General features: G+C 69.8%; 17 protein-coding genes and 1 riboswitch. Of the genes, 10 read left to right on the forward strand and 7 right to left on the reverse strand.

Annotation, left to right across the window (positions count from 1 at the left end; genetic code table 11):
• Positions 1–4: 4 nt before the first annotated feature.
• The gene (locus ACW14X_RS15905; RefSeq protein WP_457162624.1) at positions 5–1,003 is read right to left on the reverse strand and encodes a hypothetical protein; all 999 of its coding nucleotides are present in this window, start codon (positions 1,001–1,003) and stop codon (positions 5–7) included.
• 171 nt (positions 1,004–1,174) lie between these two features.
• Here ACW14X_RS15905 and ACW14X_RS15910 point away from each other — a divergent pair, with 171 nt between their 5' ends.
• Complete coding sequence (locus tag ACW14X_RS15910) at positions 1,175–1,552, forward strand: hypothetical protein (protein ID WP_350713688.1); 378 nt, start codon at positions 1,175–1,177, stop codon at positions 1,550–1,552.
• On the opposite strand, the gene ACW14X_RS15915 is transcribed toward ACW14X_RS15910, so the two are convergent.
• Positions 1,521–2,765, reverse strand: coding sequence for an MFS transporter (locus ACW14X_RS15915; RefSeq protein ID WP_457162625.1), 1,245 nt, complete (start codon positions 2,763–2,765; stop codon positions 1,521–1,523). The genes ACW14X_RS15910 and ACW14X_RS15915 overlap by 32 nt on opposite strands.
• A gap of 3 nt (positions 2,766–2,768) precedes the next feature.
• Positions 2,769–3,353, reverse strand: a complete 585-nt coding sequence (locus tag ACW14X_RS15920; protein ID WP_457162626.1) for an ArsR/SmtB family transcription factor — start codon at positions 3,351–3,353, stop codon at positions 2,769–2,771.
• Between the two features lie 109 nt (positions 3,354–3,462).
• Between ACW14X_RS15920 and ACW14X_RS15925 the strand changes: the two genes are divergently transcribed.
• Positions 3,463–4,815, forward strand: a complete 1,353-nt coding sequence (locus tag ACW14X_RS15925) for an FAD/NAD(P)-binding protein (protein ID WP_457162627.1) — start codon at positions 3,463–3,465, stop codon at positions 4,813–4,815.
• An 80-nt stretch (positions 4,816–4,895) separates the two neighbouring features.
• Here ACW14X_RS15925 and ACW14X_RS15930 read toward each other — a convergent pair whose 3' ends face one another.
• Positions 4,896–6,359 (reverse strand): malate:quinone oxidoreductase, encoded by a 1,464-nt coding sequence (locus tag ACW14X_RS15930; protein ID WP_160026360.1) that lies wholly within the window; start codon positions 6,357–6,359, stop codon positions 4,896–4,898.
• 162 nt (positions 6,360–6,521) lie between these two features.
• Here ACW14X_RS15930 and cds1 point away from each other — a divergent pair, with 162 nt between their 5' ends.
• Positions 6,522–7,622 (forward strand): L-cysteine desulfhydrase Cds1, encoded by a 1,101-nt coding sequence (gene cds1 / locus ACW14X_RS15935; RefSeq protein WP_457162628.1) that lies wholly within the window; start codon positions 6,522–6,524, stop codon positions 7,620–7,622.
• Here the strand turns inward: cds1 and ACW14X_RS15940 are convergent.
• Entirely contained in the window at positions 7,586–8,284 is a 699-nt protein-coding gene (locus ACW14X_RS15940) for a YwaF family protein (RefSeq protein WP_457162629.1), read from the reverse strand. The two genes, cds1 and ACW14X_RS15940, sit on opposite strands and share 37 nt — an antisense overlap.
• A gap of 196 nt (positions 8,285–8,480) precedes the next feature.
• Positions 8,481–9,266, reverse strand: a complete 786-nt coding sequence (locus tag ACW14X_RS15945; RefSeq protein ID WP_457162630.1) for a putative protein N(5)-glutamine methyltransferase — start codon at positions 9,264–9,266, stop codon at positions 8,481–8,483.
• A 16-nt stretch (positions 9,267–9,282) separates the two neighbouring features.
• On the opposite strand from ACW14X_RS15945, the gene ACW14X_RS15950 reads away from it, so the two are divergent.
• From ACW14X_RS15950 to ACW14X_RS15960, 3 genes are read left to right on the forward strand one after another with little or no spacing between them, the layout of a single operon-like run.
• Positions 9,283–9,639: a hypothetical protein gene (locus tag ACW14X_RS15950; RefSeq protein ID WP_160026364.1), complete on the forward strand. Its 357-nt coding sequence runs from the start codon at positions 9,283–9,285 to the stop codon at positions 9,637–9,639.
• Positions 9,636–10,049, forward strand: coding sequence for a hypothetical protein (locus ACW14X_RS15955; RefSeq protein ID WP_457162631.1), 414 nt, complete (start codon positions 9,636–9,638; stop codon positions 10,047–10,049). The genes ACW14X_RS15950 and ACW14X_RS15955 overlap by 4 nt, the downstream gene beginning before the upstream one ends.
• Positions 10,046–11,098 (forward strand): MBL fold metallo-hydrolase, encoded by a 1,053-nt coding sequence (locus ACW14X_RS15960; protein WP_457162632.1) that lies wholly within the window; start codon positions 10,046–10,048, stop codon positions 11,096–11,098. The genes ACW14X_RS15955 and ACW14X_RS15960 overlap by 4 nt, the downstream gene beginning before the upstream one ends.
• Here the strand turns inward: ACW14X_RS15960 and ACW14X_RS15965 are convergent.
• Positions 11,088–11,519: a GNAT family N-acetyltransferase gene (locus ACW14X_RS15965; RefSeq protein WP_457162633.1), complete on the reverse strand. Its 432-nt coding sequence runs from the start codon at positions 11,517–11,519 to the stop codon at positions 11,088–11,090. The genes ACW14X_RS15960 and ACW14X_RS15965 overlap by 11 nt on opposite strands.
• A gap of 30 nt (positions 11,520–11,549) precedes the next feature.
• Positions 11,550–11,658: riboswitch (TPP riboswitch) on the forward strand.
• Here ACW14X_RS15965 and ACW14X_RS15970 point away from each other — a divergent pair.
• The 4 genes from ACW14X_RS15970 (at position 11,655) to ACW14X_RS15985 (ending at position 16,617) form a co-directional block, all read left to right on the forward strand.
• Positions 11,655–12,716: a thiamine ABC transporter substrate-binding protein gene (locus ACW14X_RS15970; protein ID WP_457162634.1), complete on the forward strand. Its 1,062-nt coding sequence runs from the start codon at positions 11,655–11,657 to the stop codon at positions 12,714–12,716. It overlaps the preceding riboswitch by 4 nt.
• A complete protein-coding gene (locus ACW14X_RS15975; RefSeq protein WP_350838859.1) occupies positions 12,713–14,371 on the forward strand; it encodes an ABC transporter permease in 1,659 nt (552 codons plus the stop codon). Before ACW14X_RS15970 ends, ACW14X_RS15975 begins: the two co-directional genes overlap by 4 nt.
• A 135-nt stretch (positions 14,372–14,506) precedes the next feature.
• Positions 14,507–15,538, forward strand: coding sequence for an ABC transporter ATP-binding protein (locus tag ACW14X_RS15980; RefSeq protein ID WP_457162635.1), 1,032 nt, complete (start codon positions 14,507–14,509; stop codon positions 15,536–15,538).
• A gap of 11 nt (positions 15,539–15,549) precedes the next feature.
• Positions 15,550–16,617, forward strand: a complete 1,068-nt coding sequence (locus ACW14X_RS15985; protein WP_160026369.1) for a phosphatase PAP2 family protein — start codon at positions 15,550–15,552, stop codon at positions 16,615–16,617.
• The last annotated feature ends 21 nt before the right edge of the window (positions 16,618–16,638 follow it).

Raw genomic sequence — 16,638 nt, forward strand, 5'->3', positions numbered from 1 at the left:
GGACTCAGACCGCCCGGCGATAGATGGCCATCGCGCGGTCGTACGCCTCCCACGCCCGCCAGGACTCGAGCGCCCGTTCGCCCTGGGGCTTGAGGCCGTCGACCTTGTGATAGGACTCGCCGCTCGCGTACTGCGACTCCCTGCCCGTCACCAGCGAGAGCAGCATCGGCAGGACGCTCTCGTCGGTGACCGTGATCGTCCCGACCTGGAAGGTCTGCCGCACCCACTCGGCCCGCTGGTCAGAGCCGAGGACGAGCACCACGGGCAGTTGCGACGCCCGGACGATCGCGTCCAGGATCGGCCCGAGGCCGTCCGGGACCCAGCGCTCGCCGGGCGGCGGGGTCGGCGCTTTGGGGATGCTCATGGTCGTGTAGGCGGGGACCTGGCCGGTCAGCGGGCCGGCGATCTTCTCGGCGACCTTCGGTGCCGGGTCGGGAGCGACGTCCGCAGCGACCTCTGCAGCGACCTCCGGAGTGGGCTTGTCGCCGGCCCTCCGTCGCGGCCTGATCGCGGGGATCTTCGAGGTGAAGGTGAAGCTGCCGGTGCGGGTGGGGTCGATGTGACGCCCGGGGGCCGGCTCGGGTGCCCGGCCGAGGGTCGAGGTCGGCGCCGGGGCCGTGGCGGTGGAGACCAGCTCGGCCGCGTGCTTCCCGTGCGTCCGGATCGAGCCGTCGGCGGCGAACTCGAAGAGCGCCACCCGGACCCGGTCGGCCCACTCGACCGCGTCCACGGTGTAGCCCGCGCGGCTGAACAGCGCGACCGTCCGGGCGTCGTAGGCGTAGCCCGCGCCGCGTACGGCACAGACGCTGCGCGCCTCCGTCGGTGAGCGGGTGAGCACCACCTGTGCGACCACGACGTTGTCCGGCCGGCCGCCGATGATGTCGACGTCGGCGGCCGCGGTGCTGCCTGATGGGGCGGCGTCGGGCCAGCCGAGAGTGTGCAGATGCTCCGCGGCGTACTTCTCGGCTTCTTCGCCCGTTCTGGGCTGCCTCGGGGGTGCCAACGTAGGGTCCTTCCTCGATCCTCCACTCGGGCCTCCCTGCCCGATCGAGATTGGGAGGGATGATAGGCCCGCTGCGTACGTCTTGTCCGGCGGGGTGGCGAATCGGGTCGCGCTGTTCGCTCCTGGCGGATCCAGCCACGTTTGTCGGTGCTCGCCGCTAGCGTGATGTTCATGAGGCGCCCGCATGAGAACGTCGCTACGGTCCTGGTGGATCCGCGCGTTCTGGGTGACATCGAGATCGAGCTGATGGCGCTCGACATGCCGCTGTGGCGGGTGTGCGCGGCGCCGATCGTGAAGGACGGGCAGCGGCTCGCCTTCCAGGTCCGTCACCGGCTGCTGATGTCCAAGCGGGGCGAGTGGGACTGCGCCAAGGACTGGGTCCCGGTCTGGATCGGCTTCGGCTCGAGCTGGGCGTTCCCCGGCGAGGCCATCCCGTGGCCGGCCCACAAGGCGCTGTGGACGCTCCTGGAGGGCTACTCCGACCAGGTCCGCTACAACAAGCGGCTCGGCGGCATCCCTAGGATCCCACGGTTGCGGGAAGCCTGTTAGGCCGCTCGATCTGCTTCCAGGTCGGGTCGATCGCGGGGAACATCGTGACCACGAAGTACGCGATCCCGCAGGTCACCAAGGCTGTGGTCAGGCCGAAGGCCGAGACCAGGCTGCCGCCGAGCAGCCCGCCGAGCGGCATCAGCCCCCAGGCGAAGGCCGAGATCAGCGACATCACCCGGCCGAGCACGTGAGAAGGGATCCGCTCGAACTGGATCGCACCGAGGATCGGGTTGATGAACCCGCTGCTCGTCCCGCCGATCGCGAACACCACGAACACCACCCACAGCGGTGCCCCGAAGGCGATCACCAGGAACCGTGGGATCCCGGTGATGAGGAAGCAGACCAGGTACGTCGGGTAGCGGCGGATCCGGTCGCCGAGCGCCGCGGCCACGGCCGATCCCACCGCGGAGAAGCCGGAGAAGGTGGCGAACAGCAGGCCGATCGTCTCGGGGCCGGCGTGCTGCTGGCCCCATACCGGCATCAGCACGCTGCTCCAGGCCAGGTCGATCAGGTTGGTCAGGGCGACCATGAACGCGATCCCGAGGAGCACCCGGTCGCGGCGGAGGAAGTGCCAACCCTCGGCGAGCTGAGCCCGGTAGGGCGTGGGGAGTGCGGGGCGCTCCTCGGGCTCCGGGCCACGGGCCCGCGCCAGCCCGGCGGTCGTCACGGCGAGCACCAGAGCGCCGAGGGCGAACGAAGCAGCGTCGATGATGATCGCGTCGGTCGCGCCGACCAGGCCGATCAGCAGCCCCGCTGCGGCGGCGCCGAGCATCGAGGCGGTGCGCTCGACGAACGAGTGGAGCCCGGTGGCCCGCTCCGTCGGGACACCGGCCGCCTCGACCAGCTGCGGGATCATCGACGACTTCGCGGAGTCACCGGGGCCGCGCAGCGCGCCGGCGAGGGCGACGAGCGCGAGCAGGATCGGGAAGTGCAGCAGGCCCGCGACGTACAGCAGGGGGATGAGGCCGACCACGACGGCCGAGCCGAGGTCGCAGGCGATCCCGACCCGGCGTGGGCCGATCCGGTCGATGATCGGGCCGCCGAAGATCTTGCTGAGCACCAGCGGTGTCATCTCGAAGAGCGCGATCAGTCCGGCCTTGGCGGGACTGCCGGTCGTCTCGAGCACGAACCAGGGCAGCGCCAGCATCGAGATGCGGGTGCCGACCAGCGAGATGGTCTCGGCGGCGAGCCAGCCGTAGAGGGGGAGCTTCATGGCCTATCTCTCCTGGTCATCTCTCGTGTCGGTGCTGACGTGGCCGGGCAGCGGGAAGACGTGGAACTGGAACATCACGGCCTCGCCCTCCGGCTCCTCCTCCAGGTCGTCGATGATCTTGTTGACCTGCTCCTCCACCCGGGACGCCTGGGCGGGTGTCAGCCGGACGACGCGGTCGTTGAGACCGAAGGCCTCGCGCCACTCCTGGGGGAGGAGCGACCGCTCCTCGATCGCCTCCTGGAGGCGCTGGGCGCAGATGGTGACGACCGTCTGCAGGTAGGCGTCGAGGGTCTCGCGGCCCTCGGCGGTGTCCGGTACGTCGCTGTCACCGGTCACGGTCGCCTGGTGAGCGGCTCTCCACCAGCGCTCCCGGGCGTTGCCGCGGCCCTCGTCGTCCTCGATGAAGCCGTGCTGCGCGAGCTGCCGGAGGTGGTAGGACGTCGCGCCGGAGTTGATGCCGAGCCGGGCGGCCAACGTGGTCGCCGTCGCCGGTCCGTCGACGCGGAGGATCCCGAGCATGCGTACGCGCACGGGGTGGGTGAGGGCCTTGAGCTGGTCGACTCCGGGGACGATCTCGCGTGCTGCCATGGGTCCACCGTAGACCGCAAAGAGATCTTTGCAAATAGATTTATGCGGTTCGTCTGTAAATCGAGTAACCCGGTGAACAAAGCCTGGATAGCGCAGTTACCCTGTCCGGGTGACGACAGACGCCGCGCCGCCCCCGCCGACCTCCAGCCCGACGGTGGCGATCATCGGGGGAGGAGCCAGCGGCACGCTGACCGCGATCAACCTGCTCCGCTGCGGTGCTTCGGTGACGCTGTTCGAGTCGCGGGGTGAGGCCGGTTACGGAGTGGCCTACTCGACCACCGACGGCCGCCATCTCCTCAACGTCCGGGCCAACAACATGTCGGGCTTCCCCGACGACCGTGACGACTTGCTCGACTGGGCGGCAGAGGTCGGCATCGAGCTCGGCCCGATCGACTTCCTGCCCCGGCGCGACTACGCGCGCTATCTGTGCGACCGGCTCGCTCACGCGGCCGCGGCCGGTCCCGGCACGCTGGAGACGGTCGGCGAGACGGTCATCGACGTCGAGCCGGTCGGTGCCGGTTTCCGGGTCCTGACCGGCGACCACGAAGGACATGTCGCCGACGCCGTCGTCCTCGCCTATGGCAACCCGCCGCCCCAGCCGCTGGCCGGACTGCCCGAGGCGCCGTGGAACCTGCCGGACCCCTGGGAGGTGGCCCGGATCAGCGCCCTGCCCGTCGACGCGACCGTACTCGTCGTCGGCACCGGCCTGACCGCCGTCGACACCACCGTCACGCTCCTCGACGACGCCCCGGAACGCCGGGTGATCATGGTGAGCCGACACGGCCTGGTCCCCAACCCCCACGTCGACGACCAGTTCACCTCCTGGGTGACCCCGATCCCCGACGGCCCGCTGACCGCCGACGGCATCGCCTCGCTCGTACGCGAGCAGATCGAGCACGCGGCCGGCCTCGGCGTCGACTGGCGTGCCGTCATCGACGGCCTCCGTGGCCCGACCCAGTCGATCTGGCGCCGCCTGCCCGAGCCGGAGCGCCGTCGCTTCCGCGAGGTCTACGCCCGCGAGTGGGAGGTACGCCGCCACCGCATGGCTCCGCGCATCGCCGCCCTCCTCGACGCCTACCGCGCCGAGGGACGCCTGGAGATCCTCGGCGGCGGGGTGCTCGGCTGCCGGGTGGACGATGCCGACCAGCCGGTCGTCTCCCTGGCCGACGGTGACCGCGAGGTCACCGCGGTGATCAACTGCACCGGCCCGTCACCCGACATCACCCGCACCGACAACCCGCTCCTGCTCGCGCTCCAGAAGCGCGGCCTGATCGCCCCCGACCCGCTGCGCCTCGGCATCGACGTCACCGAGGACGGCCACGTCATCGGTGCAGACGGCAGCGTCGTACCCAATCTTCTGACCGTCGGCCCGCCCTGCAAGGGCGCGCTCTACGAGGCCACCGCCATCCCCGAGATCCGGGGCCAAGCAGCGGCAGTAGCCGCCCACCTCACCGCCGAATAGGCAGTTCTGGCGGTCGAGAAATCAGTTGTGGGCGACGAAACTGACGTTTCGTCGCCCACAACTGCAGATTCGGCTGATGGCTAGCCGAGGTGGAGCTGGCGGTCGGTGCGCGCGAAGGTCTCGGCGGCGAGCTCGGGGTCGGCGCTGAGCTCGGGACCGGTGGCCGGGATCATCGTCTTGAGCTGGGGCTGCCAGCCGTCCCACCGGTCGGGGAAGCAGCGGCGCAGGAGGTTGAGCATGATCGCCGGGGCGGTCGAAGCGCCCGGGGAGGCGCCGAGCAGGCCGGCGATGGTGCCGTCCTCGGCGGTGATGACCTCGGTGCCGAACTGGAGTACGCCGTCGGGGCGGATGACCTGCACCCGCTGGCCGGCGATGACCCGGTCCCAGTCCTTGCGGTCGGCGGCGGGGAAGAAGTCGAGGAGGTCGTCGAACTTCTTGCGCGGCGAGCGCAGCAGCTCCTTGACCAGGTAGACGGTGAGATCCATGTTGGTCAGCCCGGCCCGCAGCATCGGCAGCAGGTTGTGGGGCCGCACCGAGAGGAACAGGTCGGTGAGCGATCCGGTCTTGAGGAAGCGGGGGCTCCACCCGGCGTACGGACCGAACATCAGGTGCGTCTTGCCCTCGACATAACGCGTGTCGAGGTGGGGCACCGACATCGGCGGAGCACCGACGGCGGCCTTGCCGTAGGCCTTGGCGCGGTGCTGGGCGACGAGCTCCGGCTTGGACGTACGCAGGAACTCACCCGAGACGGGGAAGCCGCCGAAGCCGCGGATCTCCCGGATCGCGGCCTTCTGCAGCAGCGGAAGCGCGTAGCCGCCGGCACCGACGAAGACGAAGCGGGAACGCAGGTGGTACTTCCCGGTCTCGTTGCGGCCGTAGACGTGCCAGAAGCCATCCATGGTCTGGTGCAGGTCGGTGACCTCGGAGCCCGTCTCCAGGTCGGCGCCCTTGTCCACCAGGGTGCGGGTCAGGATCGAGGTGAGCGAGCCGAAGTCGACGTCGGTTCCGGCGTTGGTCCAGGTGGCCGCGATCGGCTCGTCGGCGAGCGCCTTGGCCGAGCGGCCCTCGAGCAGCAGCGGCGCCCAGCCCTTGATGACCTCGGGGTCCTCGCTGAACTCCATCCCGCTGAAGAGCGGGTGGACCGAGAGCGCCTCGTAGCGCTTGCGCAGGTAGTCGACGTTCTCGGCGCCCCACACGAAGGACATGTGCGGCACGGTGTGGATGAACTTGTCCGGGTTCGGGATGCGGCCGTTCTCGACCAGGAAGGACCACAGCTGACGGGAGAGCTGGAACTGCTCGTTGACGTTGATCGCCTTGGAGATGTCGACCGAGCCGTCGGCGTTCTGCGGGCTGTAGTTGAGCTCGCACAGCGCGGAGTGACCGGTGCCGGCGTTGTTCCACGGGCCGGAGGACTCGGCAGCGGTTGAGTCGAGCCGCTCGATCAGCTTGATGGACCAGCTGGGCTCGAGCTCCTGGAGGAGCACGCCCAGGGTGGCGCTCATGATGCCGCCGCCGATCAGCACTACGTCAAGAGGTTCGTCCACAGGTCTTTTGTCTCGCTTTTGGGGCCGCAATGGTTAATCGGGGTCCTTAGATCGGTCTAACTTGTGGGCAACTTCACTGCCCGGACCCGATCGTGTTTCGGTCTGTCATTGTGGCTCACCGCACATGCTGGGGACAGATCAGGGTGGAGTTACGCTCGGCCGGTGCCTCGCCTCTCTGACTCTCATCGCGCCTGGATCGACGAAGCCGTACGCCGCGTCGAGGCCGACGCGCAGCGCTCGGCCGACACCCATCTCCACGTCGTTCCGCTCCCTGTCCGCGAGGGTGCGAGCAGCGGTGTCGACCTCTACCTGAAGGACGAGTCGGTTCATCCCACCGGCTCGCTGAAGCACCGCCTGGCCCGGTCGCTGTTCCTCTACGCGGTCTGCAACGGCTGGCTCCACGAGGGCTCGACGGTCGTCGAGGCATCCTCCGGATCCACCGCGGTCTCGGAGGCCTACTTCGCCGGGCTTCTCGGGCTGCCGTTCGTCGCGGTCATGCCACGCTCGACCTCGGAGGAGAAGGTGCGCCTGATCGAGTGGCACGGCGGCCGCTGCCACTTCGTCGACCGCGCACCCGACATGTACGCCGAGGCCGAGCGCCTCGCCCGCGAGTGCGGCGGTCACTACATGGACCAGTTCACCTACGCCGAGCGAGCGACCGACTGGCGCGGCAACAACAACATCGCCGAGTCGATCTTCGACCAGATGTCGCAGGAGCGACACCCGGTGCCGACGTGGATCGTCGTCTCGGCCGGCACCGGCGGCACCTCGGCGACGATCGGCCGCTACCTCCACTACCGCCGCCACCCCACCAAGCTGATGGTCGCCGACCCGGAGAACTCCGCCTTCTACGGCGGCTGGGAGACCGACACCTCGGACTACGCCACCGGCATGCCGTCGCGCATCGAGGGGATCGGCCGGCCGCGGGTCGAGCCGTCGTTCGTCGGCGGGGTCGTCGACGACATGGTCCAGGTGCCCGACGCGGCGTCGATCGCGACGATGCGCTGGCTCTCGGCCCGGATGGGCCGCTCGGTCGGCCCCTCGACGGGCACCAACGTGTGGGCATCGCTGGGTGTCGTACGCGAGATGTCCGAGGCAGGCACCGAGGGCAGCGTCGTCTCGCTGCTGTGCGACTCCGGGGAGCGCTACCGCTCGTCCTGCTACGACGACGGCTGGGTGAGCGAAAAGGGCATCGACCTGGCGCCGTACGCCTCGGCTCTCGCCGACTACGAGCGCACCGGCGTCCTCGTCGACCCGTCCTGACGGGCCCAGATCCGCAGTCCCAGCGTGATCAGCGCCCACACGCCGGCGACGATCAGGATCTCGTTGAGGACGTAGACCGGCCACGGCCCCAGCAGGTCGAGCATCGAACCCGACTCCGGCTTGTAGCGCAGGTAGCCGTAGTTGGCGTCGAGGGCGAGGTTGAGGACGTACGCCACCGCGGCCCATGCCGCGGTGGTCGCGACCGCCCAGCCGTAGTCGCGCCACCGGGGTAGCAGCTTGAGCCCGAAGACCAGGTAGACCGCGGCGGTCACGATCATCAGGTGCTGGCCCCAGAAGGTGAAGTAGCTGACGTCCGGGAAGTCCATCACGTCCGGGGTGAAGACGCCTTGCGTGGTCAGCGTGAGGCCCCAGAAGCAGGTCAGCGCGGTCGGGTAGGGATGGTGGGTCCACAGCGCGCACGCCGCCGCGACCCACGCCAGGTCGCACAGGTGGATCGGCAGATCGATGAAGAGATCGAAGTCGGTGACCCATTCGTGGGCCTGCAGCGGGATCGTCGTCAGCGGGATCGCGAGCGCGAATCCTCGTGAGAATCTCGACGGCTTCGGGTCGGCCCGCTGTTGTCTGCCCAGCCAGACGACGGCCACGATCCCCGCTGTGAGCAGGGACAACGGCACCAGGTGCGTCAGACCGTAAGCCTGCATGACGGAAGTCTGACGGGATTCTCGAAAAAATTCTTCCCAACTCGCGTCATGGTTCCGCGGCTGGCCCGTTTCACCGGCGAGAAGATCGTCCGCCGGTGGGGGGTGGACGAACTTTCAAGGTGGCGGTCCCTCTGAATGCACACTGCGGGGGTGGTGTGCAATCAGAGGGACGCCTCGCTTTTCAGGCCATCGTCTTTCAGGCCATCGTCCCCGTCACCGCGGTCGCGTAGAGGTCCTCGTCGTGATGGATCTCCGCGACCAGCCCCTGCTCCCGCATCAGGCTCGCGGTGACGGGCGCCTGCTCCTGGCCGGCCTCGATGACGAGTACGCCGCCGGCGGCCAGATGCTTCGGAGCCTGCTCGATCACGCGGCGCTGGACGTCGAGTCCGTCCGCGCCGCCGTCGAGGGCCACGTGGTGCTCGTGGTCGCGCGCCTCGGGCGGCATGTTCCGGATCTGGTCGCTGGGCACATACGGGGCGTTGGCCACGATCACGTCGAGCTCGAGGTCGTGGGGGAGCGGGTCGTAGAGGTCGCCGAGGAGCACCTGGCTCGGGGGCAGATTCTGCCGAGCGCACTCGACCGCCGCCGGGTCGATGTCGGTGGCCCAGACCTCCGCGTCCGGGAGACGTGCCGCGATGGCGGCGCCCAGCGCTCCGGTCCCGCAGCCGAGGTCGAGAACCCTGCGGATCGCGCCTCGCCCGGCCGACCCCACGGCGAGCTCGACCATCAGCGCCGAGCGCTGCCGGGGCACGAACACTCCCGGCGCGACCCGGATCCGGAGCCCGCAGAACTCTGCCCAGCCCAGGATGAGCTCCAGCGGCTCGCCGGCCACGCGGCGTACGACCATCTCCTCCCGCTCGTGGGCGGAGACCGGGGCGGACTCGAGCAGGGCCGCCTCGTCCTCGGCGAAGACACAGCCGGCGGCGCGGAGACGGGCGACGAGCCCCGGATCGGGGGCTGGGCCACGGGAGGCGGAGGTCATTGGAGAAGATTGGCACGTGGACGCCGTGACCCTGATCGGATTTATCGTGGCCGGGTATGCCGCGTTCGTGACGATCGCGGCCGTGCTCGGCGTGGTGCTGAAGGCGCCTCGGCCGAAGTGGCTGGACCAGGTGGCGTGGATGCTGGAGCTCCTGGCGGTCGTGCTCGCGATCGGGGCGCTGGCGGCCTGGTCGGGCGGACGTAAGCCGGAGTCGCTGTCGACCTTCCTGGGCTACCTCGGCGCCCTGGTGTGCCTGATGCCGCTGGCGCTGCAGACGATGCGTACGGACCGCTCGACCTGGTCCTCGGGCGTGATCGCGGCGGCGGCCCTGGCGACGGGCGTCGTGGCCGTACGCGTCATGATGGTCCGGTGACCGCGACCTCACCTGCCAAGACTCGTTCCGGTCCGCACCTGGTGCTGCTGACCGTCTACGCGATCTTCGTGCTCGCCGCGGGCGCCCGGTCGCTGGTGCAGGTCTTCACCGCCTTCGACGACGCCCCGATCGCCTACTCGCTCTCGGTGGTGGCCGCGGCGACGTACGTCGCGGGCTGGTTCGCGATCCGCCGGGCGGCCAACGGGTCGGCGGGCTTCGCGAAGATCATGCTGTGGATCGAGCTGGCCGGCGTCATCGTGGTCGGTGTCCTGTCCTTGGCCGTGCCGTCCTGGTTCCCGGACGACTCGGTATGGTCGAAGTTCGGGAGCGGCTACGGATTCGTTCCCGCCCTGTTGCCGATCCTGGGTCTGCTCTGGCTCTGGAGAGGTCGACCCGAAGGAGACCGATGAGTCAGTCGACAGCCACCGCCATCTCGCCTGACTCGGGGGAGCACTGGTCCGCTCCGGGAGCGTGGACGGTCGCCGACGGCGTACACCGGATCCCGCTGCCGCTGCCGATGGACGGGCTCAAGGCGGTCAACATCTACGTCCTCGAGGGCGACGACGGGCTCTCGCTGGTCGATGGCGGCTGGGCGATCACCGAGGGCCGCTCTGCGCTGGAGAACGGCCTGAAGAGGCTCGGCTTCGAGTTCGGTGACATCCGGCGCTTCCTCGTCACCCACGTGCACCGTGACCACTACACGCTCGCCTCGGTGCTCGGTCAGGAGTTCGGCTCGGACGTGCTGCTCGGCGCCGGCGACCGGCCGACCCTCGAGCTCACCAACGGCGACCTCGACGGCTGGGTCTCGACCGATCGGCTGCTCGCCCACGCCGGTGCGCACGAGCTGGCCGCGAAGTGGGCGGCCAACCCGCCGCCGGCACCCGATCTGTCCCACTGGCGGATGCCTTCGCAGTGGTTGGAGGGCGACGTACGCCTCGACGTCGCCGGCCGCGACCTCGATGCCGTGCACACCCCTGGTCACACCCAGGGCCACTACGTCTACGCCGACCTGGCCGGCTCGGTCCTGTTCGCCGGCGACCACGTGCTGCCCACGATCACGCCGTCGATCGGCTTCGAGCCGGTGCCGGTCATCGACCCGCTCGGCGACTTCATGGCCTCGCTGACCAAGGTCCGCACCCTTCCCGACCTGCGCCTTCTCCCCGCCCACGGCCCCGTCGCCGCGTCGTCGCACGCCCGCGTCGACGAGCTCCTGGCCCATCACGAGTCCCGCCTCGCCCAGTCGCTGGCCTCGCTGAAGGCCGGTCGCCGCTCGGCGCTCGAGGTCGCCAACGACCTCGGCTGGACCCGCCACGAGCGCGCCTTCGCCGAACTCGACTACTTCAACGCCGGCCTCGCTGTCATGGAGACCAAGGCTCATCTCGAGCTGTTGGCCGCCCGCGGTCAGGCCACCCGCGAGGAGACGGAGACCAGCGTGCTGTTCGCCCCCGTCAGCGGGTGAGGCGCATCGGGGTGTGGGGGATGCCGTCCTCGAGGAACTCCTCGCCGTCCTTCACGAACCCGAACTTGGCGTACCAGCTGGCGAGCGGCGTCTGAGCGTCGAGGACGATGTCGCGGTCGGCGACGGCCTCGACGGCAGCCTTCATGATCACGTCGGCCAGGCCCTGACCGCGGTGGGTGGGGGCGAGGACGACGCGGCCGATCCGCCACACCTCGCCGTCGTCGAGGATGCGGGCGGTGCCGGCGAGCTGGTCGCCGTCGCTCAGCACCACGTGACGGGTCCCGGGCTCGAGGTCGCGGCCGTCCAGATCGGGGTACGGGCAGTCCTGCTCGACGATGAAGACGTCCTGGCGCAGCCGCCACAGGGCGTACGCGGTCGTCGGGGAGAGGTCGTCGAAGGACGAGATGGCGACGTCGGTCATGGGTCGATTCTGGCAAGCAGTAGTGTTGCCGGGAACAGACAGGGGAGGCCGGGAGGCCTGAGAGTGCGGCGAACAGCGCCGCAGACCCTCCGAACCTGCTCCGGTTGATACCGGCGAAGGGAGTCAGAAATGCGCATGCGTACGCCTGCCATCGCTGCCACTGCTATCTCGGCTCTGCTGCTGTCCGCGTGCGGTGGCAGCCCCGCCGAGCCGGACGCCGAGCCGTCGAGCGGCTCCGACGACAAGACCGTCGTGCTGCTGACCCACGACAGCTTCACGCTGCCGAAGGAGGTGCTGACCGAGTTCACCGAGAAGACCGGCTACACCGCCGAGATCCGGCACGCGGGCGACGGTGGCGAGCTGACCACCAAGATCGCCATGGACACCGGCAACCCCGACGGTGACGCGGTCTTCGGCGTCGACAACACCTTCGCCAGCCGCGCGATCGACCAGGGCGCGCTGGAGGCCTACACGCCGGAGACGGTCCCGGCCGGGGTCGACGAGTTCAACCTGCCGGGCGACGAGGAGCACTTCCTCACCCCGGTCGACAACGGCAGCGTGTGCGTCAACATCGACACCGAGTGGTTCGCGGCCAAGAAGCTGACGCCGCCGGAGACGCTCGATGACCTGGCCGAGCCCGCGTACAAGGATCTCTTCGTGACCCCCGGCGCGGCGACGTCGACGCCGGGCATGGCGTTCCTGCTGGCGACCGTCGCCGAGTACGGCGAGGACGGCTGGGCCGACTACTGGGGCAAGCTGATGGACAACGGCACCAAGGTCGTCGACGGCTGGGACCAGGCCTACTACTCCGACTTCACCCAGGGCGGCGGCAAGGGGACGCGACCGATCGTCGTGTCGTACGACTCCTCGCCGGCCTTCACCGTCAAGGACGGCAAGACGACGACCAAGGCGCTGCTGGACACCTGCTTCCGACAGGTCGAGTACGCCGGCGTGCTCGAGGGCGCCGACCACCCCGAGGGCGCCAAGGCGCTGATCGACTTCATGCTCTCCGACAGCGTGCAGGGGGCACTGCCGGAGAGCATGTACGTCTTCCCCGTCTCCTCCGGCGTCGAGCTGCCCGCCGACTGGGCGAAGTTCGCCCAGCAGCCCACCGAGCCGCTCTCCGTCGAGCCTGAGGAGATCGACGAGAACCGGGAAGCGTGGCTGGCGACCTGGAGTGACACGATCGCGCAGTGAGCTCCACCCGTCGTGCTGTGATCCGGCGAATCGGGACCCTGGTCGCGCTCGCCGCTCTCCCGGTGGCTGTGCTGGCGGTCTTCTTCGTCCTGCCGGTCACCGGGATGGTGCAGCGCGGCCTGTTCTTCGAGGGATCCTTCGATCCGTCGGTCGTGTCCAGGATCGTGGGGCGCCCGGAGATCCAGCGGGCGCTCTGGTTCACGCTGTGGTCCTCGGGCCTGGCGACGGTGCTGAGCGTCGCGCTCGGGCTGCCGGCCGCGTACGCGCTCTACCGGCTGAGCTTTCCGATGCAGCGGTTCATCCGGGCGGGACTGCTGGTGCCGTTCGTGCTCCCCACCGTCGTCGTCGGGGTCGCCTTCCGCGAGCTCATCGGCGAGGCCGGGCTGTTGGCCGGGCTGGGGCTCGACGGGACGCCGACCGCGATCATCCTCGGGCTGGTCTTCTTCAACGCCTCGGTGGTGATCCGGGCGGTCGGGGCGGCCTGGGAGTCGCTCGACCCGCGTCCCGGGGAGGCCGCTGCCGCGCTGGGCGCCTCGCCTTCTCGGGTGCTGTTGACGATCACCCTGCCGGCGCTGCGGCCCGCGATCGTCTCCGCGGCATCGGTGGTCTTCCTCTTCTGCGCGACCGCGTTCGGGATCGTGCTCACCCTCGGTGGGGTGCGCTACAACAGCATCGAGACCGAGATCTACAAGCTGACCTTCACCCTGTTCGACCTTCCCGGTGCCGCGGTGCTGTCGGTGCTCCAGCTGGTGGTCGTCATCGGGCTGCTGGTCGTGGCCGGCCGGCTGCGATCGGTGCCGGACCCCGCGCAGTCCCGGGTCGTCGTACGCCGCCGGCGGGTCTCGCTGCGAGACATCCCGGCCCTGTTGTCGACCTCGGTGCTGGTCCTGCTGGTCGCCGGGCCGCTGCTCGCCCTGCTGCTCGGATCGCTGCGAGACGATGACCGGTGGAGTCTCCGGAACTACACGGCCCTGCAGACGCCGGGGTTCGACCCGCCGCTGCCGGTCCCGGCCACGACCGCGCTGATGACCTCGCTGGCGGTCGCGGTGCAGGCCTCGTTGGTCGCACTGACCCTCGGGCTGCTGGTGGCGTTCGCGGTGACGCGCCGGTCCCGGTCGGTCGCCGAGCGGCGCGTGCGATCCGTCCTGGACGGGCTGTTCATGGTGCCGCTCGGGGTCAGCGCCGTCACGCTGGGGCTCGGGCTCTACCTGACCCTCGGGTCGGACCCGCTCGACTTCCGCGACGAGCCGTGGCTGGTGCCGCTGGCGCAGGCTCTGGTCGCGTTGCCCCTGGTGGTGAGGACGTTGGTGCCGGTCCTGGGGTCGGTCGACGACCGTCTCCGGCAGGCCGCCGCCGGGCTCGGGGCGGGGCCGTTGCGCGCGGTCATGACGGTCGACGTACCGGCCATCTGGAAGCCGCTCCTCGCCTCCTCCGGGTTCGCGTTCGCGGCGTCGCTGGGGGAGTTCGGCGCGACCTCCTTCCTCGTCCGCGAGGAGCGCCCCACCCTCCCCGTCGTCATCCTCCGGCTGCTGTCCCGCCCGGGCTCGGACAACTACGGCATGGCCCTCGCCGCCGCCTGTGTCCTCGCCGCCGCCACCGCCGTCGTGATGCTCCTCGTCGAGCGTCTTCGCGTCCCTTCGATCGGAGCACTGTGAACCCACGCCGAGAAGTCACTCGCGTCGGCCGAGACGTCACTCGCGTCGGCCGACACGTCGCGACCGTGCCATCTCGGCCGACGTACGTGACGCCTCGGGCGACGGGGTTGACGTCTCGGTGGGATCGAGGTTGCGATGCTGTCGCTGCGTGAGGTCTCGGTGGCGTACGACGGGAAGGCTGCCGTCACGGACGTCAGCCTGGAGCTGGCGGACGGGGAGGTGCTGGCGCTGCTCGGGCCGTCGGGGTCGGGGAAGTCGACGCTGCTGCGGGCCGTTGCCGGGCTGGAGCCGGCGACGGGGGAAATCAGCTGGGACGGTCGGGAGCTGCGCGGGGTGCCGACGCACAAGCGTGGCTTCGCGCTGATGTTCCAGGACGGGCAGCTGTTCTCGCACCTCAGCGTCGCGAACAACGTCGCGTACGCGATGCGGTTGCGCCGGATCCCGGCCGCCGAGCGTGCGAGGAAGGTCGCCGACCTGCTCGAGCTCGTCGGCCTGGGCGGCTACCAGGACCGCCTCCCGGGCACGCTGAGCGGCGGCGAGCGGCAGCGGGTCGCGCTCGCGCGGGCGCTCGCCGTCGAACCGCGGCTGCTGCTCCTCGACGAGCCGCTCTCCGCGCTCGACGCCGGGCTGCGGGAACGGCTCGCGGGCGACCTTCGACGGATCCTGCACGAGGCCGGCACCACCGCGCTGATGGTCACCCATGACCAGGAGGAGGCCTTCGCGGTCGCCGACCGGATCGCGCTCCTGCGCGACGGTCACCTGGTGCAGGCGGGGACCCTGCGGGAGGTGTGGGCGAGGCCGACGGACACTTGGGCCGCCCTGTTCCTGGGGTACGCCCGCGTGCTCGAGGGGCCGGCGGCGTACACGGTCCTGAAGGCCGCCGGGCTGGCACCGGCCGGAGCGGTCGCGCTGCGCCGCTCGGCCTTCGTCGCAGATCCGGCCGGCCCGCTCACCGGCACCGTGGTCTCGGCCAGGGCCACGCCGGAGCAGCACCGGCTCGTCGTACGTCTCGACGATGTCGGTGAGGTCGACGCGGTCGCCGACTCGGCACCGGCGCCGGGGGAGTCGGTCAGGCTACGGGTGGAGCCGAACCGGCTGGCCGTTCCGGAATCTGTTGTCCCCGAATCGTGCGCCCAGGAATCGGCAGAGCAGCCACCCGCCATTTAAACTTAGCGGCTATGTATCGTCGCGCTCAGATCTTCCTCGTCAGTAGCGCGCTGATCTTCGGCCTGATCGCAGTCGTTACCGCGCAGATCGTCGACAAGCGCATGCTCGACCCGGAGGGCTTCCTCGGACCGTCCTGGCTCCGCCTTCCCCTCCTCGTCGGAGCTGCCCTCCTCGTCGACCTCGTGCCACGGACGCTGTGGAAGTCCAAGTTCAAGTGGAAGGACATGGGCCCGATCTTCAAGGAGCGGGTCCGCACCCACTGGACCCGTGAGCGGCTGACGCTCGTGGCGTTGGGCATCGTCTGCTTCTACCTGGTCTACGTCTGCTACCGGAACCTCAAGTCGTTCCTGCCGTTCGTGGTGCCGGAGACCTATGAGTTCGACCACGAGCTGCACCTGATCGACAAGGCGGTGCTCTTCGGCGCCGACCCGGCGATCCTGCTCCACGACCTCCTCGGCACCGGCTGGGTGGCCTGGTTCCTCTCCTACATCTACATGTGGTTCCTGCCGCTGGTGCCGTTCGCGGTCGCCGCGTGGCTGGTCTGGTCGCGCAACCTGGCCTACGGCTACTGGTTCGTCGCCTCGCAGTGCATCGCCTGGATCCTCGGCACGGTCTCCTACTACTGCCTGCCGACGGTCGGGCCGGGCCTGCAGTACCCCTATCTCTACGCCGACCTGCCCGAGACACCGGCGAGCACCCTGATGGAGTCGCTGGTCTTCACCCGGCAGCACGTCCTCTTCGACGTCGACGCCAACGTGGTGCAGTCGGTCGGTGGCTTCGCCTCGCTGCACTGCGGCATCACCCTGCTGGTGGCGCTGATGATCCACGCCACGATCGACAACAAGATCGCCCGCTGGGCCGGCTGGATCAACTTCGGGATCACCGTCGTGGCGACCGTCTACTTCGGCTGGCACTACCTCGCCGACGACATCGCGGGCTGCATGATCGCGCTCGTCGCCTACTACTTCGGTGGCCTCGCGGCCGGCCAGAAGTTCCAGCGCAAGGGTGTGCGACGGCTCGTCCCGGAGTCCGACGAGATCGCCGAACGTGAGGCGAAGGTCGCCCACGAGCTGACCTGATCCGGGACCCGTCTCGGCTTA

The sequence above is a fragment of the Nocardioides sp. YJ-D4 genome, assembly GCF_054031495.1.